Origin of the sequence: Mycobacterium sp. 050134 (assembly GCF_036409085.1) — a bacterium.
Lineage (GTDB): Bacteria > Actinomycetota > Actinomycetes > Mycobacteriales > Mycobacteriaceae > Mycobacterium.
Genome location: NZ_JAZGLV010000002.1, coordinates 61,129 through 84,221, shown reverse-complemented (window position 1 = coordinate 84,221; position 23,093 = coordinate 61,129). Strand labels below are relative to the sequence as shown.

The 23,093-nt window shown below is 68.3% G+C and carries 28 protein-coding genes; 20 read left to right on the top strand and 8 right to left on the bottom strand.

Annotated features, from left to right (window positions below; genetic code table 11):
- The first annotated feature begins 3 nt into the window (after positions 1-3).
- The 5 genes from rplP (at position 4) to SKC42_RS02410 (ending at position 4,485) form a co-directional block, all read left to right on the top strand.
- Positions 4-420: a 50S ribosomal protein L16 gene (gene rplP, locus SKC42_RS02430; protein ID WP_085271943.1), complete on the top strand. Its 417-nt coding sequence runs from the start codon at positions 4-6 to the stop codon at positions 418-420.
- Positions 420-653, top strand: coding sequence for a 50S ribosomal protein L29 (rpmC, locus tag SKC42_RS02425; protein ID WP_330962723.1), 234 nt, complete (start codon positions 420-422; stop codon positions 651-653). The genes rplP and rpmC overlap by 1 nt, the downstream gene beginning before the upstream one ends.
- Positions 653-967, top strand: coding sequence for a 30S ribosomal protein S17 (rpsQ, locus tag SKC42_RS02420; RefSeq protein WP_085258069.1), 315 nt, complete (start codon positions 653-655; stop codon positions 965-967). The genes rpmC and rpsQ overlap by 1 nt, the downstream gene beginning before the upstream one ends.
- A gap of 123 nt (positions 968-1,090) precedes the next feature.
- A complete protein-coding gene (locus SKC42_RS02415) occupies positions 1,091-3,442 on the top strand; it encodes an arylsulfatase (RefSeq protein WP_330962722.1) in 2,352 nt (783 codons plus the stop codon).
- A gap of 107 nt (positions 3,443-3,549) precedes the next feature.
- Complete coding sequence (locus SKC42_RS02410) at positions 3,550-4,485, top strand: DUF4436 domain-containing protein (RefSeq protein WP_330962721.1); 936 nt, start codon at positions 3,550-3,552, stop codon at positions 4,483-4,485.
- Between the two features lie 11 nt (positions 4,486-4,496).
- Here SKC42_RS02410 and pstS read toward each other — a convergent pair whose 3' ends face one another.
- The gene (pstS, locus tag SKC42_RS02405; protein WP_330962720.1) at positions 4,497-5,618 is read right to left on the bottom strand and encodes a phosphate ABC transporter substrate-binding protein PstS; all 1,122 of its coding nucleotides are present in this window, start codon (positions 5,616-5,618) and stop codon (positions 4,497-4,499) included.
- A 295-nt stretch (positions 5,619-5,913) separates the two neighbouring features.
- Here pstS and SKC42_RS02400 point away from each other — a divergent pair, with 295 nt between their 5' ends.
- The 12 genes from SKC42_RS02400 (at position 5,914) to rplO (ending at position 12,676) form a co-directional block, all read left to right on the top strand.
- Complete coding sequence (locus tag SKC42_RS02400) at positions 5,914-6,897, top strand: DUF4436 domain-containing protein (RefSeq protein WP_330962719.1); 984 nt, start codon at positions 5,914-5,916, stop codon at positions 6,895-6,897.
- Between the two features lie 249 nt (positions 6,898-7,146).
- On the top strand, positions 7,147-7,986 hold the full coding sequence (locus SKC42_RS02395) for a DUF4436 domain-containing protein (RefSeq protein ID WP_330962971.1): 840 nt from the start codon (positions 7,147-7,149) through the stop codon (positions 7,984-7,986).
- Between the two features lie 490 nt (positions 7,987-8,476).
- A complete protein-coding gene (gene rplN, locus SKC42_RS02390; protein WP_003403649.1) occupies positions 8,477-8,845 on the top strand; it encodes a 50S ribosomal protein L14 in 369 nt (122 codons plus the stop codon).
- Positions 8,846-9,163: a 50S ribosomal protein L24 gene (gene rplX / locus SKC42_RS02385; protein WP_085253977.1), complete on the top strand. Its 318-nt coding sequence runs from the start codon at positions 8,846-8,848 to the stop codon at positions 9,161-9,163.
- Positions 9,163-9,726 (top strand): 50S ribosomal protein L5, encoded by a 564-nt coding sequence (gene rplE, locus SKC42_RS02380; protein ID WP_330962718.1) that lies wholly within the window; start codon positions 9,163-9,165, stop codon positions 9,724-9,726. Before rplX ends, rplE begins: the two co-directional genes overlap by 1 nt.
- A gap of 3 nt (positions 9,727-9,729) precedes the next feature.
- Positions 9,730-9,915, top strand: coding sequence for a type Z 30S ribosomal protein S14 (locus tag SKC42_RS02375; RefSeq protein ID WP_003873499.1), 186 nt, complete (start codon positions 9,730-9,732; stop codon positions 9,913-9,915).
- A 67-nt stretch (positions 9,916-9,982) separates the two neighbouring features.
- On the top strand, positions 9,983-10,381 hold the full coding sequence (gene rpsH / locus SKC42_RS02370; RefSeq protein ID WP_007167852.1) for a 30S ribosomal protein S8: 399 nt from the start codon (positions 9,983-9,985) through the stop codon (positions 10,379-10,381).
- Positions 10,382-10,404: 23 nt separating this feature from the next.
- Complete coding sequence (gene rplF / locus SKC42_RS02365; RefSeq protein ID WP_330962717.1) at positions 10,405-10,944, top strand: 50S ribosomal protein L6; 540 nt, start codon at positions 10,405-10,407, stop codon at positions 10,942-10,944.
- Positions 10,945-10,946: 2 nt separating this feature from the next.
- Positions 10,947-11,354, top strand: a complete 408-nt coding sequence (gene rplR, locus SKC42_RS02360) for a 50S ribosomal protein L18 (protein ID WP_330962716.1) — start codon at positions 10,947-10,949, stop codon at positions 11,352-11,354.
- 19 nt (positions 11,355-11,373) lie between these two features.
- Positions 11,374-12,036 carry a 30S ribosomal protein S5 gene (rpsE, locus tag SKC42_RS02355; RefSeq protein ID WP_330962715.1) on the top strand — a complete coding sequence of 221 codons (663 nt, stop codon included), beginning with the start codon at positions 11,374-11,376 and terminating at the stop codon, positions 12,034-12,036.
- Positions 12,033-12,239, top strand: coding sequence for a 50S ribosomal protein L30 (rpmD, locus tag SKC42_RS02350; RefSeq protein ID WP_330962714.1), 207 nt, complete (start codon positions 12,033-12,035; stop codon positions 12,237-12,239). Before rpsE ends, rpmD begins: the two co-directional genes overlap by 4 nt.
- Positions 12,236-12,676 carry a 50S ribosomal protein L15 gene (gene rplO / locus SKC42_RS02345; RefSeq protein WP_330962713.1) on the top strand — a complete coding sequence of 147 codons (441 nt, stop codon included), beginning with the start codon at positions 12,236-12,238 and terminating at the stop codon, positions 12,674-12,676. Before rpmD ends, rplO begins: the two co-directional genes overlap by 4 nt.
- Here rplO and SKC42_RS02340 read toward each other — a convergent pair whose 3' ends face one another.
- The gene (locus SKC42_RS02340; RefSeq protein WP_330962712.1) at positions 12,677-13,606 is read right to left on the bottom strand and encodes an LLM class flavin-dependent oxidoreductase; all 930 of its coding nucleotides are present in this window, start codon (positions 13,604-13,606) and stop codon (positions 12,677-12,679) included.
- 34 nt (positions 13,607-13,640) lie between these two features.
- Here SKC42_RS02340 and sppA point away from each other — a divergent pair, with 34 nt between their 5' ends.
- Positions 13,641-15,413 carry a signal peptide peptidase SppA gene (sppA, locus tag SKC42_RS02335; protein ID WP_330962711.1) on the top strand — a complete coding sequence of 591 codons (1,773 nt, stop codon included), beginning with the start codon at positions 13,641-13,643 and terminating at the stop codon, positions 15,411-15,413.
- On the opposite strand, the gene SKC42_RS02330 is transcribed toward sppA, so the two are convergent.
- From SKC42_RS02330 to SKC42_RS02310, 5 genes are all read right to left on the bottom strand, one after another.
- Complete coding sequence (locus SKC42_RS02330) at positions 15,410-16,336, bottom strand: class I SAM-dependent methyltransferase (protein WP_330962710.1); 927 nt, start codon at positions 16,334-16,336, stop codon at positions 15,410-15,412. The two genes, sppA and SKC42_RS02330, sit on opposite strands and share 4 nt — an antisense overlap.
- Positions 16,329-17,279, bottom strand: coding sequence for a class I SAM-dependent methyltransferase (locus SKC42_RS02325; RefSeq protein ID WP_330962709.1), 951 nt, complete (start codon positions 17,277-17,279; stop codon positions 16,329-16,331). Before SKC42_RS02325 ends, SKC42_RS02330 begins: the two co-directional genes overlap by 8 nt.
- A 77-nt stretch (positions 17,280-17,356) precedes the next feature.
- Positions 17,357-18,292, bottom strand: a complete 936-nt coding sequence (locus SKC42_RS02320) for an MBL fold metallo-hydrolase (protein WP_330962708.1) — start codon at positions 18,290-18,292, stop codon at positions 17,357-17,359.
- Positions 18,292-18,954 carry an L-fuculose-phosphate aldolase gene (locus tag SKC42_RS02315; protein ID WP_330962707.1) on the bottom strand — a complete coding sequence of 221 codons (663 nt, stop codon included), beginning with the start codon at positions 18,952-18,954 and terminating at the stop codon, positions 18,292-18,294. Before SKC42_RS02315 ends, SKC42_RS02320 begins: the two co-directional genes overlap by 1 nt.
- Entirely contained in the window at positions 18,951-19,928 is a 978-nt protein-coding gene (locus SKC42_RS02310; protein ID WP_442931942.1) for an NAD(P)-dependent oxidoreductase, read from the bottom strand. The genes SKC42_RS02315 and SKC42_RS02310 overlap by 4 nt, the downstream gene beginning before the upstream one ends.
- Positions 19,929-19,973: 45 nt before the next feature.
- Between SKC42_RS02310 and SKC42_RS02305 the strand changes: the two genes are divergently transcribed.
- Entirely contained in the window at positions 19,974-21,332 is a 1,359-nt protein-coding gene (locus SKC42_RS02305; protein WP_330962970.1) for a xylulokinase, read from the top strand.
- A 9-nt stretch (positions 21,333-21,341) separates the two neighbouring features.
- Positions 21,342-22,007: a GNAT family N-acetyltransferase gene (locus tag SKC42_RS02300; RefSeq protein ID WP_330962705.1), complete on the top strand. Its 666-nt coding sequence runs from the start codon at positions 21,342-21,344 to the stop codon at positions 22,005-22,007.
- A gap of 60 nt (positions 22,008-22,067) precedes the next feature.
- On the opposite strand, the gene SKC42_RS02295 is transcribed toward SKC42_RS02300, so the two are convergent.
- Complete coding sequence (locus tag SKC42_RS02295; RefSeq protein ID WP_330962704.1) at positions 22,068-22,973, bottom strand: class I SAM-dependent methyltransferase; 906 nt, start codon at positions 22,971-22,973, stop codon at positions 22,068-22,070.
- Positions 22,974-23,093 lie beyond the last annotated feature (120 nt).

Below are 23,093 nucleotides of genomic sequence, written 5' to 3'. Positions count from 1 at the left end.
ATCATGTTGATTCCCCGCAGGGTCAAACACCGTAAGCAGCACCATCCGCGCCAGCGCGGCATCGCCAGCGGTGGCACGTCGGTGAACTTCGGCGACTACGGCATCCAGGCGCTCGAGCACGCCTACGTGACCAACCGGCAGATCGAGTCGGCTCGTATCGCGATCAACCGGCACATCAAGCGTGGCGGCAAGGTGTGGATCAACGTCTTCCCCGACCGTCCGCTGACCAAGAAGCCCGCCGAGACCCGGATGGGTTCCGGTAAGGGCTCGCCGGAATGGTGGGTCGTCAACGTCAAGCCGGGCCGGGTGCTGTTCGAGCTCAGCTACCCCAACGAGCAGATCGCCCGGGCGGCGCTCACCCGCGCCATCCACAAGTTGCCGATCAAGGCACGCATCGTGACCCGAGAGGAACAGTTCTGATGGCAGTAGGAGTTTCGCCGGGCGAACTGCGCGAACTCAACGAGGAAGAGTTGACCGAGCGCCTGCGCGAGTCGAAGGAAGAGCTGTTCAACCTGCGCTTCCAGATGGCGACTGGGCAGCTCAGCAACAACCGCCGCCTCCGTACGGTGCGCCATGAGATCGCGCGCATCTACACGGTGCTGCGGGAACGAGAGCTGGGTCTGGCTTCCGGACCCGACGGTAAGGAATCGTGATGGCAGAAGAGAAGGCCACCCCCGGCGGCAAGGGCCCGAAGCACACCCCGGCCAACCCGAAGGTGCGCGGCCGGCGCAAGGTGCGCATCGGCTACGTCGTGAGCGACAAGATGCAGAAGACCATCGTGGTCGAGCTGGAGGACCGCGTGCGGCACCCGCTGTACGGCAAGATCATCCGGACCACCAAGAAGGTCAAGGCGCACGACGAGAACAGCACCGCCGGCATCGGCGACCGCGTCTCGCTGATGGAGACGCGCCCGACGTCGGCCACCAAGCGGTGGCGGCTGGTCGAAATCCTGGAAAAGGCAAAGTAGGCGCACGCACCAAGAATCGCCCGGGACCATACGGTCTCGGGCGATTTCGCTATTCAGCCCATCCGCGGGTGTAGTCTGCTCGCGACATTCGGCTGGCGAGACCGGGACGAGAGTGAGGCCGGCGTGGCGACGGAGTTTTCGGGCAAGATCGAGCTGGACATTCGCGACTCGGAGGCCGACTGGGGCCCCTACGCGGCCCCGACGGCGCCGGATGACTCGCCGAACATCCTCTACCTGGTGTGGGACGACACCGGCATCGCGACGTGGGACTGTTTCGGCGGCCTGGTCGACATGCCGGCCATGACGCGGATCGCCGAGCGCGGGGTGCGGTTGTCGCAGTTCCACACCACCGCCCTGTGCTCGCCGACCAGGGCTTCGTTGCTGACCGGTCGCAACGCCACCACCGTCGGCATGGCGACCATCGAGGAGTTCACCGACGGGTTTCCCAATTGCAACGGGCGCATTCCGTTCGAGACGGCGCTGCTGTCGGAGGTGCTCGCCGAGCGCGGCTACAACACATACTGCGTCGGCAAGTGGCACCTGACACCCTTGGAGGAGTCCAATCTGGCCGCGACGAAGCGGCACTGGCCGACTTCGCGCGGCTTCGAGCGGTTCTACGGCTTCATGGGTGGCGAGACCGACCAGTGGTATCCGGACCTGGTCTACGACAACCATCCGATCAGCCCGCCGGGGACCCCGGAGGACGGCTACCACCTGTCGAAGGACATCGCCGACAGGACGATCGAATTCATCCGTGACGCCAAGGTGATCGCGCCCGACAAGCCCTGGTTCAGCTACGTGTGCCCGGGGGCCGGGCACGCGCCGCATCACGTCTTCTCCGAGTGGGCGGACAAGTACTCGGGGCGCTTCGACATGGGTTACGAGCGCTACCGCGAGATCGTGCTGGAACGGCAGAAGTCGCTCGGGATCGTGCCACCGGACACCGAGCTCTCGCCGGTGAACCCGTACCTCGACGTGAAGGGACCTAACGGCGAGGCGTGGCCACTGCAGGACACCGTGCGGCCATGGGACTCCCTGGCCGACGACGAGAAGAAGCTGTTCAGCCGGATGGCCGAGGTGTTCGCCGGTTTCCTGAGCTACACCGACGCCCAGATCGGGCGGATCCTGGACTACCTCGAGGAATCCGGTCAGCTCGACAACACCATCATCGTGGTGATCTCCGACAACGGGGCCAGCGGCGAGGGCGGTCCCAACGGATCGGTGAACGAGGGCAAGTTCTTCAACGGCTACATCGACACCGTCGAGGAAAGCCTGAAGCTGCTCGAGCATCTCGGTGGTCCCGAGACATACAACCACTACCCGATCGGGTGGGCGATGGCGTTCAACACGCCCTACAAGCTGTACAAGCGCTACGCGTCTCACGAGGGCGGCATCGCCGACACGGCAATCATCTCCTGGCCCAACGGTATTGCGGCCCACGGCGAGGTCCGCGACACCTACGTCAACGTCAGTGACATCACCCCCACCGTCTACGACCTGCTGGACATGACGCCCCCCGAGACCGTCCGCGGAATCCCCCAGAAGCCGCTGGACGGCATCAGTTTCAAGGCGGCTCTTGACGATCCGGGCGCCGACACCGGCAAGCGAACGCAGTTCTACACCATGCTCGGCACCCGCGGGGTATGGCACCAGGGCTGGTTCGCCAATACCGTGCACGCGGCCACGCCTGCGGGCTGGTCGCACTTCGACGCCGACCGCTGGGAGCTCTACCACATCGAGGCGGACCGCAGCCAATGCCATGACCTGGCCGCCGAGCACCCCGACAAGCTCGAGGAACTCAAGGCGCTGTGGTTCTCCGAGGCCGCCAAGTACAACGGCCTGCCGCTGTCGGACCTCAACATCGTGGAGACGATGATGCGGTCGCGGCCCTATCTGGTCGGGGAACGTCCCAGCTACGTCTACTATCCCCACTGCGCCGACGTCGGGATCGGCGCAGCCGCCGAGATCCGCGGCAGGTCGTTCGCGGTGCTGGCCGAGGTCGTCGTGGACACCACGGGCGCCGAAGGCGTGCTGTTCAAACAGGGCGGCGCCCACGGCGGGCACGTGCTGTTCATCCAGGATGGGCGCCTGCACTACGTCTACAACTTCCTGGGTGAGCGGCAGCAGGCGGTGTCGTCGTCGGCGGCGGTGCCGCTGGGCCGGCACGTGTTGGGTGCCAGTTACTCCCGAACCGGCACCGTGCCGGGCAGCCACACCCCGCTCGGCGACGTGACGTTGTTCGTCGACGACGCCGCGGTGGGCACCCTCGCGGATGTGCAGGCTCATCCGGGAACGTTCGGGTTGGCGGGCGCCGGAATCACCGTCGGTCACAATGGCGGTTCGGCCGTATCGAGCCGCTACAAGGCGCCGTTCCGTTTTACTGGCGGCACCATCGCCCAGGTCACCGTCGACCTCTCCGGTAGGCCCTACCAAGACGTGGAAAAGGAACTGGCCCTGGCTTTCTCGCGGGATTGAGCGGCCGACGCCGGGGGCCGGCGCCGCGCGGCCGGGTGCCGGAATTTGCCGGTTTGTCTTCTAAAAATGCCGTTTAACCTGCTAATGTCTGGCCCCGTGATGCCTCAATGACCGCCGGGACCCCGGCGCCCCCGGCCCCTCCGGCGCCGTCCGGTGCGCGGGGACGGCAAACCGCGATCGCGATCGGGATCATCAGCGCCGTCATCGTCATTTACGTCCTCTCGCTGATCGCCGTCCACCTGTTGGCCAGGTCGGCGCCGGCGCTGCCCGCAGTGGACTTCAGCAAGCTCGAGGCCGACGACAGCGTCGTCCAGGTGCATCTGGAGAAACTGGATACGGTCGCGAACCGCTTGACGGTGAATGTGCTTGTCTACCCGAAGGATTCGCTCTACGACAAGAACTTCGGCGTACTCACCACTGACGCGGCCGTGCGGCTGTACCCGGAAAACGACCTGGGGGACTTGCAATACCCGGTGGGCAAGGCGCCGGCGCAGGTCAGCACCAGCATCGTGGCGCATGGCGATCCCGGTAACTGGCCGTTCGACACCTACAAGACGGAGGTCCTGGCTGCCGACGTGTTCACCGGCACCGGGACGAACCGCGAAAAGGTACCCGCGCGTGTCGAAGTCACCGGAAAGCTGGACGGCTGGGACGCGACGGTCACCCGGGTCCACGATTCCGAGGATCCCAACCCGGACGCCCTCGACGACGTGACCGTCACGCTGCAGCGGTCCAAGGGCCCCCTGATCTTCGACGTCGGGATCTGCCTGGTCCTCATCGCCCTGCCCGTTTTGGCGCTGTGGGTCGCCATACCCATGGTGTTGGGCCGGACGTCCTTCCTGCCGCCCTTCATAACATGGTACGGCGCAATGCTTTTCGCCATCGTTCCGCTGCGCAACATTTTGCCGGGCAGCCCACCGTTCGGTTCTTGGATCGACCAAGCCCTCGTGCTATGGGTGTTGATAGGCCTGGTTACCGCGATGGCCCTGTTCATCCTCGCCTGGTGGCGGCACCGGGACCGAAAGAAACCCCAGAACACCTAGCGTCTCGAGTCTCAGCTCGGTGAGTCCGACGGCCCGATCGCGTCGATGGCGCCCGAGACTCTCGCCCGGAAGTCCGGGGACAGGGGAATGTAGCCGTTCCTCGCGAGATCGATCTGGCCCGGGCCGATGGCGGCCTGCAGGAATGCCCTGACCGCCTTGGCGACGTCGGCGCTGGGATAGACGGAGCAGACGATCTCGTAGGTCGCCATGACGATCGGGTAGACGTCCGGGTGGGCCGGGTTGTAGAACGACGAAAGGTCGAGCACGAGGTCGTTGCCGTTGCCCACGACTTTCGCCTCGGTGATGGTCTTGCCGACCGCGTCGGTTCCGATGCGAACCGGCCGCAGCGACCTGCGGCTGGCCGGGGTCTTGAGCTCGGCGGCGAAGAGCCCCTGCTGCAGCGCGAACGACAGTTCGTTGTAGCTGATCGCCCCCTCGGTGGTGCGTACCAGCGCCGCGGTGCCCGCGTTACCCGCCGCCGCGATGCCGACGCCGCCGTTGAACGTCTTGCCCGCCGGCCGGCCCCACGCCCCACCGGACGCGGCCTGGAGGTAGGCCTGGAAGTTGTCGGTGGTGCCCGATGCGTCGCTGCGGTAGATGACGTGGATGTCCTCGGCCGGCATGGACGCGTTGAGCGCGGTGAGTGCCGGATCGTCCCACCGGGTGATGGTGCCGTTGAAGATCTTCGCCAGCGTTGGGCCGTCGAGCACCAATGAGTCGGCGGCGCTGAGGTTGTAGGTGATGGCCAGCGGCCCGAAGACCACCGGTAGGTTCCAGGCGTCAGCGCCGCCGCAGCGCTTCTTGGCCGCGGCGTATTGGTCGGCGTTCAGCGGTATGTCGGATCCGGCGAAATCCGTTTTGCCGCTGATGAAATCGTTGATCCCGGCGCCCGAACCATTGGCGGTGTAATTGAGCGTCTGGCCGGTGCAGGCCTGCGTATAGGCACTGATGAACCGGTTCATCGCGTTGCCCTGGGCGGTCGAGCCGCTGGCGGTCAGCGTCTGCTGGCCGCCGCAGTTGACCTTGGCCCCCGCGGTGTAGGGCAGCGTCGCGGGCGCGTTGCTGCACGCCGCAAGCGCCACGGCACCCGCAGTCAGCAGGCTGGCCGTTGCGACCGATCGATTGCGCTTCACCGTGGTTGTTTCCTTGCGGCGGGAGATTCGCGTGCCCGGCTCGGCACCTGATGAGACTTACAGCCGTTGCCGCGCAGCAAACAAAGTCGAGATGAATCGGCCCAATCTCACAGATGAACGGCTGGTGTCGCCGCCGCCGATTGCGTGCGCCACCGTCGCCGCAGGTGAACGCCGGGTTTCCAGCGGGCGACGGAAGCGTCGTGCGCGCACAGATGTGACATTTCCGCAGGAAATCCGCGTGGTCGTTCGCTAGCATCTTTCCACGTGGCGCCCCGACCAGCCGGACCTCAGCAACATGACGACTGAGGCTCAACCGGCACCGGCTCAGCCGTCGCCGGTCGTCGAACCGCCGGCGGTGGCAAAAAAGAAGAAAAAGTCGCCCGGCAGGACTAAGCCGCCGAAACTGAACCGAACTCAGATCGAGATCGGGGCGGGCCTCCTGGTGACCTTCGTGGTCGCCTACGCCCTGTCGCTTTTGGGCGTCCACGTGTTGCAGAGGTCAGGGGGCCCGCTGCCCGCGCTGGATCTAAGCCAGGGTGGGAGCGACGCCACGGTCGTGCAGCTCCGCCTCGAGGAGCTGAAACCCGTAGCCAATCGCCTGACGGTGAACGTGCTGGTCTATCCCGGGGTCTCGCAATACGATCCGCGGCTGGACGTATTGGGCAACGACGTTGCGGTGCGGCTGTATCCCACCGGGGACCTCGGGGACCTCAACTACCCGAAGGGCAAAGCGCCAGCGCAGCTCACCACCACCATCGAGGCGCACGGTGATCCCCGTAACTGGCCATTCGACGAGTACAAGACCGAGCCGATCGCGGCCGACGCGTTCGTCTGGGCGGGCGACAACCGCAAGAAGGTGCCCGCCCGGGTCGAGGTGACCGGATCGTTGGACGGCTGGAACGTCAGCGTCGAACGCATCCGCGACCCGAGCGGCCTGCGAACCTCACGGTCCATGGACACGGGCAACGTGGTCATCACGCTGGAGCGGGCCGAGGGGCCGCTCGTCTTCGACCTGGTCATCTGCCTTGTCCTCGTCGCGCTGCCGACGCTGGCGCTGTTGGTGGCCATTCCCATGGCAATGGGCCGAAGGAAGTTCGTGCCGCCGTTCGGAACGTGGTACGCCGCGATGCTGTTCGCGGTGGTCCCGCTGCGGAACATCCTTCCCGGCGCCCCACCGCCCGGCTCGTGGATCGACCAGGCCGTCGTGCAATGGGTGCTGCTGGCGCTCGTGACGGCGATGAGCCTCTATATCTCCGCGTGGGTCCGGCAGGGGGACTGACCCCCGCGCTGTGTTAAAAGCGCGTAGCGATGCTGTTTTATCTAGTGCCAGCAAACATGGCCGTTGTTAGTCTTCGGCGCAGTGACCATTCACGAGGAATTGGCCGCGCCAGCGGGATACCCCGCTGGCGCGCCGCCCGCTGCCCTCGAGCCGCCGGTGGTCGCGGCGGCGCCCGCAAAGACCAACGGTGGCGCGCCGGCCGCTCCAGCCGATCCGAAGCCGGGCCGCAAGCCGCGTCGGCGGCACCTCGTGCTCGACGTCTCCATCATCGTCGGCGTGATCGTCGTGTACACCCTCTCGCTGTTCGGCTACCACTGGCTGGCCACCGTGCCCGGGCCGCTGCCCGAGCCGGACGTGAACACCTCCGATGGCACCGTGGTTTTGGTGCGATTCGAGCAACTGCACTCGGTGGCGAACCGCCTCGACGTCAAAGTGCTTGTCATGCCCGATAACTCGATGATCGACAAGCGTCTCAACGTCCTCACCACCGATACGTCGGTGCGGTTCTTCCCCCAAAACGACCTGGGTGACCTGCAGTACCCGGTGGGGAAATTGCCGGCGCAGGTGGCCACCACCATCGAGGCCCACGGTGACCCGGGGGACTGGCCCTTCGACTCCTACCACACCGACACCATCCAGGCGGACGTGCTCGTCGGAACGGGCGAGAACCGGCAATACAAGCCCGCCCGCGTGGAGGTCACCGGATCGCTGGAAGGCTGGGACATTTCGGTCAGGCGGGTCGGGCGGGACAGCTTCGACTCGGATCGTCCCGACAACGTGATCGTGACGCTGCAACGGGCCAAGGGTCCGCTGGTCTTCGATCTCGGAATCTGTCTGGTCCTCATCACCCTGCCGACGCTCGCGCTGTTCGTGGCGATTCAAATGCTGACCGGCCGAAGGCAATTCCTGCCGCCCTTTTCCACCTGGTACGCGGCGATGCTGTTCGCCGTCGTGCCGTTGCGCAACATCCTGCCCGGGTCACCGCCCGCGGGTGCCTGGATCGACCAGGCAGTGGTGATCTGGGTGTTGATCGCGCTGGCGACCGCGTTGGTGCTCTACGTCGCCGCGTGGTATCGGCACTCCGGCTGAGGTCTCGAGGTGCGTCTCGACGTTTGGTGGGTGCCGGCGGCGCTGCATAGTTAGCCGCAGCCTGGTCCCGGTGCCGCGCCGCACACCCTTCTTGCGCGAGCAGACGCAAAAGAGGCCGCTCACCGGCGTGTCGCGGGGCTTTTGCGTCTGCTCGCGGGCGAAGGCAACCGCCCGCGAGCCCGCATCCGTCCCCGCGAGCGTCCGCCCCCGCGAGCGTCCGCCCCCGGTTGCCCGGTAAGCGGCGCGCCGCGCGTTGGCTCGCGCGCCGGGCGATGCACGAAGGCGTCCATCACCTCGGCGACGTCGAAAGATTTGGCTGTGAGCTGCTCGTCCCCTAGACTCTAGGGGTTGCCTTGGGCAGACCTCGGCCGGCGCGTGCAAACGTTATCGGCCCCGCGTGCCTTTCGGTGACTACTGCTTTACAAGACCGCGCACGTCAGGTTCGGTGGTTCCGTCCTGCCGTGCACACGCAACCAGTTCAGGAGATCGAGTGATTCAGCAGGAATCGCGGTTGAAGGTCGCCGACAACACCGGCGCCAAGGAGATCTTGTGCATCCGGGTGCTCGGCGGTTCGTCGCGACGCTATGCCGGGATCGGTGACGTGATCGTCGCCACCGTCAAGGACGCCATCCCGGGCGGCAACGTCAAGCGGGGGGACGTCGTCAAGGCCGTCGTGGTGCGCACCGTCAAGGAGCGCAGGCGTCCCGATGGCAGCTACATCAAGTTCGACGAGAACGCCGCGGTGATCATCAAGCCCGACAACGATCCGCGCGGCACGCGCATCTTCGGCCCCGTCGGCCGCGAGCTGCGCGAGAAGCGGTTCATGAAGATCATCTCGCTGGCCCCGGAGGTGCTGTAGATGAAGGTGCATAAGGGCGACACCGTCCTCGTGATCGCCGGCAAGGACAAGGGCGCCAAGGGCAAGGTCCTGCAGGCCTACCCGGAACGCAATCGGGTGCTGGTCGAGGGCGTCAACCGGATCAAGAAGCACACCGCCATTTCCGCCAACCAGCGTGGAGCCCAGTCGGGCGGAATCGTCACCCAGGAAGCCCCGATCCACGTCTCGAACGTGATGGTGGTCGACTCGGACGGCAAGCCCACCCGTGTGGGCTACCGCGTCGACGAGGAAACCGGCAAGCGGGTCCGCGTCTCCAAGCGCAACGGCAAGGACATCTGATGACTACTGCAGAGAAAGTTCAGCCCCGGCTGAAGGAGCGGTACCGCAGCGAGATTCGCGATTCGTTGCACAAGCAGTTCAACTACCCCAACGTCATGCAGATCCCGACCGTTACCAAGGTCGTCGTCAACATGGGCGTCGGTGAGGCGGCCCGGGACGCGAAGCTGATCAACGGCGCGGTCAACGACCTGGCGCTGATCACCGGTCAGCGGCCCGAGATCCGCAGGGCGCGCAAGTCGATCGCGCAGTTCAAGCTGCGCGAGGGCATGCCGATCGGCGCGCGCGTGACCCTGCGCGGAGATCGGATGTGGGAGTTTCTCGACCGCCTGACCTCCATTGCGCTGCCGCGTATCCGCGACTTCCGCGGGCTGTCGCCCAAGCAGTTCGACGGCGTCGGCAACTACACGTTCGGGCTGGCCGAGCAGTCGATGTTCCACGAGATCGACGTTGACAAGATCGACCGGGTTCGCGGCATGGACATCAACGTCGTCACCTCGGCGACGACCGACGACGAGGGGCGAGCGCTGTTGCGGGCCCTCGGCTTTCCGTTCAAGGAGAACTGAGCGATGGCGAAGAAGGCACTGGTCAACAAGGCCGCACGCAAGCCGAAGTTCGCGGTGCGCGGCTACACGCGCTGCAACAAGTGCGGGCGCCCGCGCGCGGTGTTCCGCAAATTCGGGTTGTGCAGGATCTGCCTGCGCGAAATGGCGCACGCCGGCGAGCTGCCGGGCGTGCAAAAGAGCAGTTGGTAACAAGCCCAGAACAGTTGCGCGGTAGGCCCGGGACGGGAACCCCCGCGAGGAAGGTGACACGGCTGTCATGACCATGACGGACCCGATCGCAGACTTTTTGACGCGTCTGCGCAACGCCAATTCGGCGTACCACGATGAGGTGACGTTGCCGCACTCCAAGATCAAGGCCAACATCGCCCAGATCCTCAAGAGCGAGGGTTACATCAGCGATTACCGGACCGAAGACGCTCGGGTAGGCAAGTCGCTGATCGTCCAGCTCAAGTACGGCCCGAGCCGGGAGCGCAGCATCGCGGGTTTGCGCCGCGTCTCCAAGCCCGGCCTGCGCGTGTACGCAAAGTCCACCAACCTGCCGCGCGTGCTCGGCGGCCTGGGCGTGGCGATCATCTCGACCTCCTCCGGTCTGCTGACCGACCGCCAGGCGGCCAGGCAGGGCGTGGGCGGCGAAGTCCTCGCGTACGTGTGGTAGAGGCGGAGAGGTAGCGAAAGACTATGTCGCGTATTGGTAAGCAACCGGTTCCGGTGCCCGCCGGTGTCGACGTCACGATCGACGGCCAGAAGGTCTCGGTGAAGGGTCCCAAGGGCTCCCTGGACCTGACCGTCGCCGAGCCGATCGTCGTGTCGCGCAACGACGACGGCGCCATCGTGGTCACCCGCCCGAACGACGAGCGGGAGAACCGCTCGCTGCACGGGCTGTCGCGCACCCTGGTGTCCAACCTGGTCACCGGTGTGACGCAGGGCTACGAGACCAAGATGGAGATCTTCGGGGTCGGCTACCGGGTGCAGCTCAAGGGTTCCAACCTTGAGTTCGCGCTGGGATACAGCCACCCCGTCGTGATCGAGGCGCCCGAGGGCATCACGTTCGCGGTCCAGTCACCGACCAAGTTCACGGTGTCGGGGATCGACAAGCAGAAGGTCGGCCAGATTTCGGCGAACATCCGCCGCCTGCGCCGCCCGGACCCGTACAAGGGCAAGGGCGTGCGCTACGAGGGCGAACAGATCCGCCGCAAGGTCGGAAAGACAGGTAAGTAGTCATGGCGCAATCACAAGCTGACACCGCCGCGCGAAAGCCGGTCGGGCAGAACGTATCCGCGACTCGGCGCGTTTCCCGGCTGCGCAGGCACGCGCGGCTGCGCAAGAAGGTCGCGGGCACACCGCAGCGTCCGCGGCTGGTAGTTAACCGGTCGTCGCGACACATCCACGTGCAGCTCGTCAACGACCAGGACGGCACCACGGTGGCCGCCGCGTCGTCGATCGAGGCCGATGTGCGCGGCTTGGACGGAGACAAGAAAGCCCGCAGCGTGCGGGTCGGACAGCTGATCGCCGAGCGCGCCAAGGCCGCCGGCATCGACAGCGTCGTGTTCGACCGCGGCGGATACACCTACGGCGGACGGATCGCCGCGCTGGCCGACGCCGCGCGCGAGAACGGATTGCAATTCTGATGAACGGAAGGACCGCATAATGGCGGAACAGCCGGGAGGCGCCCCAGACAACCGCGACTCGCGCGGCGACCGCGACGGCCGGGGTCGGCGCGACGGTGGCGGCCGTGGCGGACGCGACCGGGACGGCGACAAGAGCAACTACCTCGAGCGCGTCGTCGCCATCAACCGTGTCTCCAAGGTGGTCAAGGGTGGTCGGCGCTTCAGCTTCACCGCGCTGGTCATCGTCGGCGACGGCAACGGCATGGTCGGGGTCGGCTACGGCAAGGCCAAGGAGGTGCCCGCCGCGATCGCCAAGGGTGTCGAGGAGGCGCGTAAGGGCTTCTTCCGCGTGCCGTTGATCCGCGGCACCATCACGCACCCCGTGCAGGGTGAGGCGGCCGCCGGTGTGGTGATGCTGCGCCCGGCCAGCCCTGGTACGGGTGTGATCGCCGGGGGCGCCGCGCGCGCGGTGCTGGAATGCGCGGGCGTGCACGACATCCTGGCCAAGTCGCTGGGTAGTGACAACGCGATCAACGTGGTCCACGCGACGGTGGCCGCGCTCAAGATGCTGCAGCGTCCCGAGGAAGTGGCCGCGCGTCGCGGCCTGCCCATCGAGGACGTCGCGCCGGCCGGGATGCTGAAGGCGCGCCGCGAGAGCGACGCGCTGGCCAGTGCGGCGGCAAGGGAGGCGACTGCACAATGAGTCAGCTCAAGATCACCCAGGTGCGCAGCACGATCGGGGCGCGCTGGAAGCAGCGCGAGAGCCTGCGCACCCTGGGCCTGCGGCGGATCCGCCACTCGGTGATCCGCGAAGACAACGCACAAACTCGCGGCCTGATCGCGGTGGTGAACCACCTCGTCGAGGTGGAGCCCGCCGAGACGGGCGCCGGAGGTGAGACCAAGTGACCATCAAGCTGCACGACCTGAAGCCCGCGCCGGGCTCGAAGACCGCGCGCACCCGCGTCGGTCGCGGTGAGGGCTCGAAGGGTAAGTCGGCCGGCCGCGGTACCAAGGGAACCAAGGCCCGCAAGAACGTGCCGGCCACCTTCGAGGGTGGGCAGATGCCGATCCACATGCGGCTGCCCAAGCTCAAGGGCTTCCGCAACCGGTTCCGCACCGAATACGCGGTCGTCAACGTCGGTGACATCAACCGGCTGTTCCCCGAGGGCGGCTCGGTCGGCCTCGACGAGCTGGTGGCCAAGGGCGCGGTCCGAAAGAACTCGCTGGTCAAGGTTCTCGGTGACGGCAAGCTGAGCGTGAAGGTCGACCTGTCGGCGCACAAGTTCAGCGGTAGCGCGCGCGAGAAGATCACCGCGGCGGGCGGCTCGGTCACCGAGCTGTAGTCAGCTCAGCTGCGGAATGACCTCCGCGGCAAGGCGTTCCATCTGCTCGCGGTTCTCTGGAACGTCGGCCCCGACGGGATTGAGCAGTAGGTATTCGGCGCCCGCGTCGATCACCTCGCGCAGCCCGTGGGCGACGTCGTCGGGAGTGCCGGAGACCGGCACCGTCTCGATGCCGGGGATCGCGTTGGCGTAGATGCGGTGCAACCCGTCCGCCACGCGCTCCCGGGCGCGGGCCGCATCGTCGTCGACCATCAGGTAGACCCGTTTGCCAATCGTGAAGTGCGCCGGGTCTTTCTGTTGTTCGTCGAGCTCGCGGCGGACGATGGTGACCGCCCCCGCGAAGTGTTCGGTCGTCGACGAGCCCGCTCCCAGGAACGAGTCGCCGAGGCGGACGGCCCGGGCCAGCGCCTTCGGGGCGAGGCCGCCGAACCAGATCGGCGGGTGCGGCCGCTGGACCGGCTTCGGGTTGGACGGCAGGCCGTCGACGTCGCGGAACCGGCCGTGGAATTCGACCGTGGGCTGGTCCGACCATGCCGCCTTCATCAGCTCGAGGCCCTCGGTGAAATACGAGATGAAGTGGTCCTTGTCCACTCCGAACGCGGCGAACTGACGGCCGCCACCCCCGGGTGCGACGCCGACGTCGAGCCGGCCGTGGCTCAGTCGGTCGACGGCGACCACCGACTGGGCCAGCTGCAGCGGCTCGTGCAGGGACGTCACCAGGACGGCAACGCCCAGCCGGAGCCGCTCGGTGTTGGCCGCGCACCAGGCCAGCAGCTCCAACGGCGCCAGCAGGGGCGCCTCTCCGATGGTCTGCTCGAGCACCCAGCCGCCCTCGAAGCCGAGCTCCTCTGCCCGGCAGAGGAAGGATCGAAGGCCGGCGGCGTCGAAGCGGTCGTAATCGAATTGGGGAATGGCGATCGAATACCTCACCTGACCACCCTACGGGGATGGGTAGGCTGCCGATATGTTCGGCTTCTTCCCTTCGATCCCCGGCGTCTCTGAGCTGCGCGCGGTAGCGAGCCGGGTCGACACCGCCCGCCACCGCGGCGTGCCCAGCGGCTGCGTGCTCGAGTTCGACCTGCGCTCGGTGCCCCCGGAGACGGCGGGTTTCGACCCGCTGGCGATCATCACCGGCGGTCGCCCGATGACGCTGCGGGACGTCGTCGCCGCAATCCACCGCGCCGCCGAAGATCCGCGGGTCGCCGGGATCATCGCTCGCGTGCAGCTGGTGGCGTCGCCGCCCGCGGGGGTCCAAGAGCTGCGGGAGGCCATTGCGGCGTTCAGCGCCGTCAAGCCGTCGCTGGCCTGGGCGGAGACCTATCCCGGGACGATGTCCTACTACCTGGCCTCGGCCTTTCGCGAGGTGTGGATGCAGCCCGCCGGAACGGTCGGGCTGATCGGTTTGGCCAGCAACGCGACCTTCCTGCGCGACGCGCTGGACAAGGCGGGCATCGAGGCGGACTTCGTCGCACGCGGTGAATACAAGTCTGCGATAAACCTTTTCACCGAGCATGGGTTCACCGAGGCGCACCGCGAAGCGGTCACCCGGATGCTCCAAAGCGTTCAGGAGCAGGTGTGGGCGGCGGTCTCGGCGTCGCGCAAGATCGACCCCGGCACGCTCGACGAGCTCGCCGACCGCGCCCCCCTGCTGCGCAACGACGCCGTCGCCGCGAACCTGATCGACCGCGTCGGATTCCGCGACGAGGCCTACGCGCGTATTGCGGAACTCGTTGGGGCGGAGGATTATTCCGAGGAGTCCGGCCCGCCGCGGCTATACCTGACGCGCTACGCCGCCGCCGCGCGGCCGCATCTCGCCCCGCCCGTGCCACCGGTTCCCGGCCGCCGGCCCCGCCTGGCGTTCGCAGTGATTACCGTCCACGGCGCGATCGTGAACGGCCGTGGGGGACCACAATTGCTGCCCGTCGGCCAATCGGCGGCAGGCGCCGACACCATCGCCGCGGCCATCCGGGAGGCTGCCGCCGACGATTCGGTCGCCGCGATCGTGTTGCGGGTGGACAGTCCCGGCGGTTCGGTCACCGCGTCGGAGACCATCTGGCGCGAGGTGACTCGGGTTCGCAAGCGCGGCAAGCCGGTGGTGGCGTCGATGGGTGCCGCCGCCGCCTCCGGCGGCTACTACATCGCGATGGGCGCCGACGCGATCGTCGCCAACCCGGGAACCGTCACCGGTTCCATCGGTGTGATCACCGGCAAGCTGGTGGTGCGCGACCTGCTGCAACGGTTGGGCGTGTTCTCCGATACCGTGCGCACCAACGCCAACGCGGACGCCTGGTCCATCGACGCGCCGTTCACCCCCGAGCAGCGGGCCCGGCGCGAGGCCGAAGCGGACCTGGTCTACACCGACTTCGTGGAACGGGTCGCCGAAGGCCGCAACATGACCGTCGACGCGGTGGAGCGCGTTGCGCGGGGTCGGGTTTGGACCGGGGCCGACGCGCTGGAGCGCGGGCTCGTCGACGAGCTCGGGGGGCTGAAGACCGCCGTGCGGCGGGCGAAGGTGCTGGCGGGTCTGGACGAGGACACCGAGGTCCGGCTGCTCAGCTACCCGGGTTCCTCGCTGCTCGACATGGTGCGCCCGCGCTCCTCGTCGCAACCGGCCGCCGCTTCGTTGCCGGATGCCCTGGGCGCGCTGCTGGGCCGCACCGCCGCCGGTATCCTGGCCAACGTCGAGCAGACATTGAGCGGCGTCAACGCGCTGTGGCTGGGGACACCGCGGCTTTAGTCCGGATGGTGGAGCGTGCCGCTGATGAAGATGATTTCCCCGAGCGGGTCGTCGTTTTCCGGCGGGGGAACGGGAATCCCGCGCAGCTGGAACAATTCCGTGCGGGTGACGCCCTCGACCTCCCAACCCTTCTCGGTCAGGTAGTCGACGACGTGGTTGCGCTCGCCGGCGTAGACCAGCGACGCCATGTCGACGTCGACCCCGTGCTCGCGGAAAGTCCCCGCCATGTCGCGCACGCGGTCGGCGTCGAAATCAATGATGCCGGGCACGAATTCGGTGGCGATCGTGCTGCCGGGGACGCTGAGCTCGGTGATGTTGTCGAACAGCCGGTCCTGCGCGTCGGGCGGTAGATAGATCAGCAGGCCCTCGGCCAACCACGCTATCGGCGCGCTCACGTCGATCCCCGCCGCCGTCAGGGCGGCCGGCCAGTCCCCGCGCAGATCCATGGGTATGGCGTGCCGCGTGGCCGTCGGCTGGGCCCCGATGCTGGCCAGGGTGGTCGTCTTGAACTCGATGACGCGCGGTTGGTCGATCTCGTACACCACGGTGCCGGACGGCCACGGCAGCCGGTAGGCGCGCGAGTCCAACCCAGAGGCGAGTATGACGGCCTGGCGCACGCCGGTGTCGGCGGCGTGGAGGAAGTAGTCGTCGAAGTATCGGGTGCGCACGGCCATCCCGTCGACGATCGCCCGCATGCGCACCGGTGACGAGCCCTCGATCGCCGCGAAATCGAGCTCCCCGTCCATCATCTTGGTGAAGAAGTCCACTCCGACCGCCCGCACGAGGGGCTCGGCGAACGGGTCATCGATCAGTCCGCGCGGATCCTTCGTCGCCATGGCGCGCCCGGCCGCGACCATCGTCGCGGTCACACCAACGCTGGACGCCAGGTCCCAGCTGTCGCCTTCCGCCCGTCCCTCACTCATGGGTGCCGCTCACGTAGAGCACGTCGCCCATGCGCATGTCGTCGTCCTCCAGCGGCGCAAGCCCGTTGGCGGTGAACAGTTCCCGGATGCTGCTGCCGCTCAGCACCCAGCCGCGGTCCCTCAGGTAGGTGGCCGCCTCGTTGCGGTCACCGAAGTAGACGAGGTCCGCCATGTCGAGGTCGAAACCGTGCTCCCGCCAGCGTTCGGCGATGGCCTGCATGCGCTCCTTCAGCCTCTCCTCGTCGCCGGGCCCGGGGGCGGGCGCGCTTTCGGTGGCGAGCCGGCTGCCGGCCGCGCTGAGGTCGGTGATCGTGTCCAGCAGGCGATCCTGCGCCTCCGGCGGCAGGTACCCGAGCAGGCCCTCGGCGCTCCACGCGGTCGGCTGGGCCGGGTCGAATCCGGCGGCGCGCAGCGCCGTGGGCCAGTCGTCGCGCAGGTCGACGGCGGCCACCCGACGGTAGGCGGTGGGCGTGGCGCCCAGCTTGGCTAGGGTGCGGGACTTGAATGCGATGACCTCGGGCTGGTCGACCTCGTAGACGACCGTGCCCGCGGGCCAGGGCAGCCGGTACGCGCGCGAGTCCAGGCCCGAGGCCAGGATCACCACCTGCCTGACGCCCGCCTCCGTCGCGGCGAGGAAGAAGTCGTCGAAGAACTTGGTGCGCACCGCCATGTTGTCGGCCATGCGGGACATGGCGCCCGGCGCTCCGCTGGCGCCGTCGTGGGCGTCGTTCAGTGCGCCGGCGTCGAGCTCACCGCTCGCCAGTCGGGTAAGCAGGTCGATGCCGGCGGCCCGCACCAGCGGCTCGGCGAACGGGTCGTCGATCAGCGGGCGCTCGGCCCGCGTCGCCATCGCGCGGGCGGCGGCCACCATGGTCGCGGTCGCGCCGACGCTCGACGCCAGGTCCCAGGTGTCGCCCTCGTACCGGGAGCTGGTCGAAGTCATGTGTTTCCCCTGTCAGAAGAGCCAGATACTTAGCCGATATAACAAGCCCACTCCACTGTACGCCGGCCGATGCGGCGTCAACGGCCGTCGCGAGACGGGGCGACCGGAAAGTCGAGCCAGGTGTCGACGTCGAACTCGTCTCCCGTCGCGCGGATCGTCGCGCCGCCGTGGCGCGGGTAGTGCGCGGGTATCACCGCGGCCCGGGCCCGCGTGGCCTCGGTGAAGATCCGTCGCCGGGTTGCCGCGGCGGCCGACGCGTCGAGGTCGAAGGTGCAGGCGTCGGCGGGCCGGCGCAGCTGCAGGGGGCTGTGGGTGAGGTCGCCGACGAACACCGCCGGCTCTCCCGCATCGAGCCACAGCACCGCCGAGCCCGGCGTGTGTCCGGGAGCGGGCCGCAGCCGCAGCGACGGGCTGAGCTGGTAGTCGTCCGACCACCGCACGAGTTGTCCCGCCTCCGCCACCGGTAACACGCTGTCCGCGAAGACTATTCGATTGCCACGTTGCTGGATCTCGTCCTCTTCGGAGCGCGGCGACCGCCGCTGCGCGGGTCCGCCCGGCTCGAAGTGGTGATAGTCGGCCGACGGCACCACGTATCGGGCGTTGGGGAACGTGGGCACCCACCGCCCGTCGTCGAGCATGGTGTTCCAGCCGACGTGGTCGGAATGAATGTGGGTGTTGACCACAACATTCACGGCGGCGGGATCGACGCCGGCCGACTTCAGCGCCGCCAGGAACCCGGTGTTCAGGTGATCCAGCGGTGGCATGTGCGGGCGGTCCCGGTCGTTGCCGACGCCGGTGTCGACGACGACCGTCAGTCCGTCGACCTCGATGACCCAGGTCTGGATCGCGATGTGCCACTGGTCGGCGGCCGGGTCGAAGAAGTCCGGCACCAGCAGGTCGGCGTTTTCCCGCCAGCCCGACGGCGGCGTGTGCGGGAAAACCTTCGCGCCCAAGGAGAATCGAAGCTCGGGCACCCGCGTCACGCTCGCGCGGCCGAATTGGACGCGGGGCATCACGTGTTGGCGCGCAGGTAGTCGTACACGCTGGCAAAGTTGCGGTTGACGTGCTCCGGGATCGCCACCGGACCGCCGAGAGATCTTGCACCCCAGATGATTTGGGCGGTGCGCTCGACCAGGGCGGTGATGTGCAGGGCCTTGTCGGGGCGGGGCCCGACGGCCACCATGCCGTGGTTGGCGATCAGCGCGGCCCCGCGGCCCTCGAGCGCGGAGACCGCGTTCGCTCCGACCTCGGGAGTGCCGGACGCCGCGTACTCGGTGCACCTGACGTCGCCGCCACAGTAGACGGCGAACTCGTCGATGCAGGCGGGGATCGGCTGGTGCGCGATGGCGAACATGGTCGCCCACACGGGATGGCTGTGGATGACGCTGCCGATGTCCCCGAACGCCCGATAGCAGGCCAGGTGCAGCTGCATCTCCGACGACGGCGAACGCCCCTCCGCGGCGCGCAGCACGGCGCCGTCTTCGTCGACGAGCACCAGGTCGTCGAGCTGCATGTCGCGGTAGTCCACCGAGGACGGCGTGATGACGATGTTTCCGTCGGGACGTCGCGCGGAGATGTTGCCTGCGGTTCCCTCGACCAGGCCGCGGCGCAGCATGTCCTTGGCCGCGTCGAGCACCGCGTTCTCGGCGTCGGCAACGGATTTGACGGCGTTCATGGTGCCAGCACCTCCGGGTTGACGATGTGGGTGGGCGGCCGGCCGGATAGCAGGGCCTCCAGGTCGTCGGCCACCATCTGGGCCTGCCGCGCCTCGGTGTCCCAGGTGGCGCCGCCGATGTGCGGCGTCAGCACGACGTTGGGTATGCCGGCCAGCGGGTGATCGGCCGGCAGCCATTCACCGACGAAGTGGTCCAGCCCGGCGGCGCCCACTTTGCCGGACCGAAGCGCGTCGACCAGGGCGTCGGTGTCGTGCAGTTGCGCGCGGGCGGCGTTGAGGAAGACCACGCCGTCGCGCATGGCCGCGAACTGCTTTGCGCCGATCATCCCCGCGGTCTCGCCGGTGACCGGCGCGTGCAGCGACACGATGTCGGCCTCGCTCAGCAGTTCGGCGAGCGTGTGTTCGGCCTCGTCGTTGTAGGGGTCGTAAGCGATGACCCGCAGGCCGAGCCCCGTCAGCCGCCACCGCGTGGCGCGGCCGACGGCACCCAGTCCCACCAGGCCGACGGTGCGCCCGGCGATCTCCCAGCCGCGGAACCGCTGATAGGGGATCGTCCCGTCGCGAAAGATGTTGCCGCCGCGGATGTCCGCGTCGGCGGTCAGCAGGTGGCGGGTGGCCGCCAGTAGCAGGGCCACCGTCAGCTCTGCGACGGCGTCGGCGTTGCGGCCCGGGGTGTTCAGTACCGGCACGCCGGCCGCGGTGGCCCCGGCGACGTCGACGTTGTTGGGGTCACCACGGGTGGCGGCGATCGCCCGCAAGGGTAGGTCAAACACCGGGCCGCGCACCGAGTCCCCTTCCACCACAACCACATCCGCGGCTTCCGCGCTGATCCGCTCGGCCAGCTGCTCGGCGCCGTAGATGCGTAGCGGGGCCTGCTCGATCCAGGGGTCGTAGACCACGTCGGCCAGATGCCGGAGCTTGGCGAAGCCCGGTCCGCGCAGCGGAGCGGTCACCAGGGCGCGTGGTCTACTCACGACTGCCAATGCTGGCGTACGGTGACGCGCGTGTCACGCAGGAATGTGGCAAGCGATGACGTCACGATCGGCATCGATGTGGGCAGCACCGCGGTCAAAGCCGTCGCCGCCGACGCCGACGGCCGCGTGGCGGCGCGCGTGCGAATCCCGCACCGGCTGCGGGTGCCGGCCCCCGATCGGCTCGAGCATGACGCCGACGAGGCGTGGCGGCGTGGTCCGCTGGCCGCCCTGCGTGGGCTCGACCGCCCCGACGCGCGGGCCGTGGCCGTTGCGGCGATGGTGCCCTCGCTGACCGCTGTCGACGCCGAGGGCAAACCCGTCACGCCGGGCCTGCTCTACGGCGATGAACGGGGCCGGGTGCCCGGTGCGGCGGACCAGCCGCTGCCGGCGCTGGGCGAGACCGACGGGTTCCTGCGGTGGACCGCCGCGCGTGCCCCCGACGCGGCCGGCTACTGGCCGGCGGTCGCGGTGGCCAATTACGCCCTGGCCGGGGAGGCGGTGATCGATGTCGCCACCGCCGCGACCGCGTTCCCGCTCTTCGACGGGACCGCCTGGAGCGCGGCGGCGTGCGGCGACTGCGGCGCGTCCGTCGACCGGATGCCCCGGGCCGAGCCCATCGGGGCGGCGGTGGGGTGGGTGCCCGGCACGGGCGCCGTGATCGCCACCGGCTCCATCGACGCGCTGTGCGAGCAGATCGTGGCGGGCACCGACCGTGACGGCGACGTGCTGGTGTTGTGCGGCACCACCCTCGTCGTGTGGACCACCATCGGCGAGGCCCGCCAGGTGCCCGGCCTGTGGACCATTCCGCACACCGCGCCGGGCAAGAGCCAGATCGGCGGCGCGAGCAACGCCGGTGGGCTGTTCCTGGGCTGGGTCGACCGGGTCGTGGCGGCGGCCGACCCGGCGGCCGCCGAACCCGGCCGGGTCCCCGTATGGTCGCCATACCTCCGCGGCGAACGCACCCCCTTCCACGATCCGGATCGCCGCGGCGTGCTGGACACCCTTGATCTCACCCACGACGCCGCCGCGCTGCGCCGGGCCGCCTACGAGGCGTCGGGTTTCGTGGTCCGCCAGATCATCGAGCTGAGCGGGGCACCGGTGTCGCGGATCGTCGCCGCCGGCGGCGGCACCAGGGTGGCGCCGTGGATGCAGGCGATCGCAGACGCCACCGGCCGCCCGGTGGAGGTGTCCAGGGTCGCGGAGGGGGCGGCGCTCGGCGCGGCATTCCTCGCCCGCATCGCCGCGGGCCTGGAGACGACGATCGCCGACGCCGGCCGCTGGGTGCGTACCGAACGCATCGTGGACCCCGACCCCGCCTGGGCGGCCGCCGTTCAGGACCGCTATTGCAGGTTCCTGGATTTGGGGGGCCGAAGATCTAGCGCGATCCCGCCGGTCGCGCTCTAGTCTGGTGCAATGACCGACCAAGATCGCAAAGCCGCCCGTCGCGAGATTGCCGACGCCCTGCTCAAAGCCCTTGAACGCCGACACGAAATCGCCGACATCGTCGTCGAGTCGGAGAACAAGGCGGCCGCGGTGGAAGCGATCGTCGCCTTGCTCGATACGTCGCACGTGGCCGCCGAGGCGATCGTCGGCATGTCCTTCGACATGCTGACCAAAGATTCGCGCCGGAAGATCCTGGCCGAACTCGAAGACCTGAACAAGCAGCTGAGCTTCACGCTGGGGGAGCGCCCGGCCAGCTCGGGCGAAACCCTGGAGCTGCGGCCATTCTCCGCCCAGGACGACCGCGACATCTTCGCCGCCCGCACCGAGGAGATCAAGACGGCCGGCGACGGATCCGGTGGTCCCGCCGGCAACCTCGACGACGAGATCGGCGCGGCACTGGCGCGTGTCGGCGACGAGGAGGCCGCCTGGTTCGTGGCCGTCGACTCGGGCCAGAAGGTCGGGATGGTCTTCGGCGAGCTGCTGAACGGCGAGGTCGAAGTGCGGATCTGGATCCACCCCGAGCACCGCAAGCGCGGCTATGGCACCGCCGCCCTGCGCAAGTCGCGCTCCGAGATGGCCTGGTGCTTCCCCGCCGTGCCGATGGTGGTGCGGGCGCCGGCCGCCAATCCCGCCTAGCGGCGATCGCAAGCGCGGCTTGGTCGGGCGCGGCGGGTCGCCGCCGTCGGGCTAGCGCTCCTAGCGCAGCGTCGCGGTGACGGCGATGATGTTCCGCAGCTGGGATTCCTCGTCGTCCGGAAAGACCAGCCCATACTCGGCGAACAGTTCCCGCCGTGGGCGGGTGGTCACCTGCCAGCCCCGGTCGTTCAGGTAATCCACCACGTTGTTGCGGTCGCCGTCGAAGAACAGCCCGGACAGGTCGATGTCGCAACCCAGGTTGGCCCACCGCTCGTTGAACTGCTTGGCGCGTTCGCTCATCGTCCGGTCGGCGTCGCCGTGGTACTCGGTCGCCAGCTTGCTGCCGGGCGCGCTCAGCTCGGTGATCTTGTCGAAGAGCCGATCCTGGGCCTCGGGGGGCAGGTACATGAGCAGACCCTCGGCGCTCCAAGAGGTGGGCTGCGTGGTGTCAAACCCGCTGCGCCGCAAAGCTTCCGGCCAGTCATCGCGCAGATCGACGCTGACGGTGCGACGGTCGACGGCCGGGCTGGCGCCCAGGTTCTCCATGGTGGTGGTCTTGAACTCGACGACCTTGGGCTGGTCCACCTCGTAGACCACGCTCGCCGGCGGCCAGGCCAGCCGGTAGGCGCGGGCGTCGAGCCCGGCGGCAAGGATGACCGATTGCCGGATGCCGTCGCGGGCGGCATTGAGGAAGAAATCGTCGAAGAATCGGGTGCGCACGGCGATCGAGTCGGTCTCGAGCTGCAGGTCCCGCTCGCCGCCGTCCACGCCCACGGGTGCCACCTCGCCGTCGACGAGGCGGCGGAAGAAGTCCAGACCCACCGCCCGCACGAGAGGGGCCGCGAACGGGTCGTCGATGATCGGGTTGGTGCCCATGCTGGCTACCGCCCGGGCGGCGGCCACCATGGTGGCCGTGGCGCCGACGCTGGAGGCCAAGTCCCAGGTGTCCTGATCAGTGCGCGTCATGCTGCTCCTATTTACTTAGCAAATGCAACGAGCCAACAAAACTCTACGCCGCCCGGCGGCCCGTTGCGGCGCGCGGATTTAAAGGCTCTCTAAGGCCCTTGGCCCGACCTGCGTCGACCA

What these genes read in the sequence shown, in the direction of transcription:
- rplP (WP_085271943.1), top strand. Translation starts at nt 4, where the DNA reads ATGTTGATTCCCCGCAGGGTCAAACACCGTAAGCAGCACCATCCGCGC.
- rpmC (WP_330962723.1), top strand. Translation starts at nt 420, where the DNA reads ATGGCAGTAGGAGTTTCGCCGGGCGAACTGCGCGAACTCAACGAGGAA.
- rpsQ (WP_085258069.1), top strand. Translation starts at nt 653, where the DNA reads ATGGCAGAAGAGAAGGCCACCCCCGGCGGCAAGGGCCCGAAGCACACC.
- SKC42_RS02410 (WP_330962721.1), top strand. Translation starts at nt 3,550, where the DNA reads ATGACCGCCGGGACCCCGGCGCCCCCGGCCCCTCCGGCGCCGTCCGGT.
- SKC42_RS02400 (WP_330962719.1), top strand. Translation starts at nt 5,914, where the DNA reads ATGACGACTGAGGCTCAACCGGCACCGGCTCAGCCGTCGCCGGTCGTC.
- rplX (WP_085253977.1), top strand. Translation starts at nt 8,846, where the DNA reads ATGAAGGTGCATAAGGGCGACACCGTCCTCGTGATCGCCGGCAAGGAC.
- rplE (WP_330962718.1), top strand. Translation starts at nt 9,163, where the DNA reads ATGACTACTGCAGAGAAAGTTCAGCCCCGGCTGAAGGAGCGGTACCGC.
- SKC42_RS02375 (WP_003873499.1), top strand. Translation starts at nt 9,730, where the DNA reads ATGGCGAAGAAGGCACTGGTCAACAAGGCCGCACGCAAGCCGAAGTTC.
- rpsH (WP_007167852.1), top strand. Translation starts at nt 9,983, where the DNA reads ATGACCATGACGGACCCGATCGCAGACTTTTTGACGCGTCTGCGCAAC.
- rplF (WP_330962717.1), top strand. Translation starts at nt 10,405, where the DNA reads ATGTCGCGTATTGGTAAGCAACCGGTTCCGGTGCCCGCCGGTGTCGAC.
- rplR (WP_330962716.1), top strand. Translation starts at nt 10,947, where the DNA reads ATGGCGCAATCACAAGCTGACACCGCCGCGCGAAAGCCGGTCGGGCAG.
- rpsE (WP_330962715.1), top strand. Translation starts at nt 11,374, where the DNA reads ATGGCGGAACAGCCGGGAGGCGCCCCAGACAACCGCGACTCGCGCGGC.
- rpmD (WP_330962714.1), top strand. Translation starts at nt 12,033, where the DNA reads ATGAGTCAGCTCAAGATCACCCAGGTGCGCAGCACGATCGGGGCGCGC.
- sppA (WP_330962711.1), top strand. Translation starts at nt 13,641, where the DNA reads ATGTTCGGCTTCTTCCCTTCGATCCCCGGCGTCTCTGAGCTGCGCGCG.
- SKC42_RS02330 (WP_330962710.1), bottom strand. Translation starts at nt 16,336, where the DNA reads ATGAGTGAGGGACGGGCGGAAGGCGACAGCTGGGACCTGGCGTCCAGC.
- SKC42_RS02325 (WP_330962709.1), bottom strand. Translation starts at nt 17,279, where the DNA reads ATGACTTCGACCAGCTCCCGGTACGAGGGCGACACCTGGGACCTGGCG.
- SKC42_RS02320 (WP_330962708.1), bottom strand. Translation starts at nt 18,292, where the DNA reads ATGCCCCGCGTCCAATTCGGCCGCGCGAGCGTGACGCGGGTGCCCGAG.
- SKC42_RS02315 (WP_330962707.1), bottom strand. Translation starts at nt 18,954, where the DNA reads ATGAACGCCGTCAAATCCGTTGCCGACGCCGAGAACGCGGTGCTCGAC.
- SKC42_RS02300 (WP_330962705.1), top strand. Translation starts at nt 21,342, where the DNA reads ATGACCGACCAAGATCGCAAAGCCGCCCGTCGCGAGATTGCCGACGCC.
- SKC42_RS02295 (WP_330962704.1), bottom strand. Translation starts at nt 22,973, where the DNA reads ATGACGCGCACTGATCAGGACACCTGGGACTTGGCCTCCAGCGTCGGC.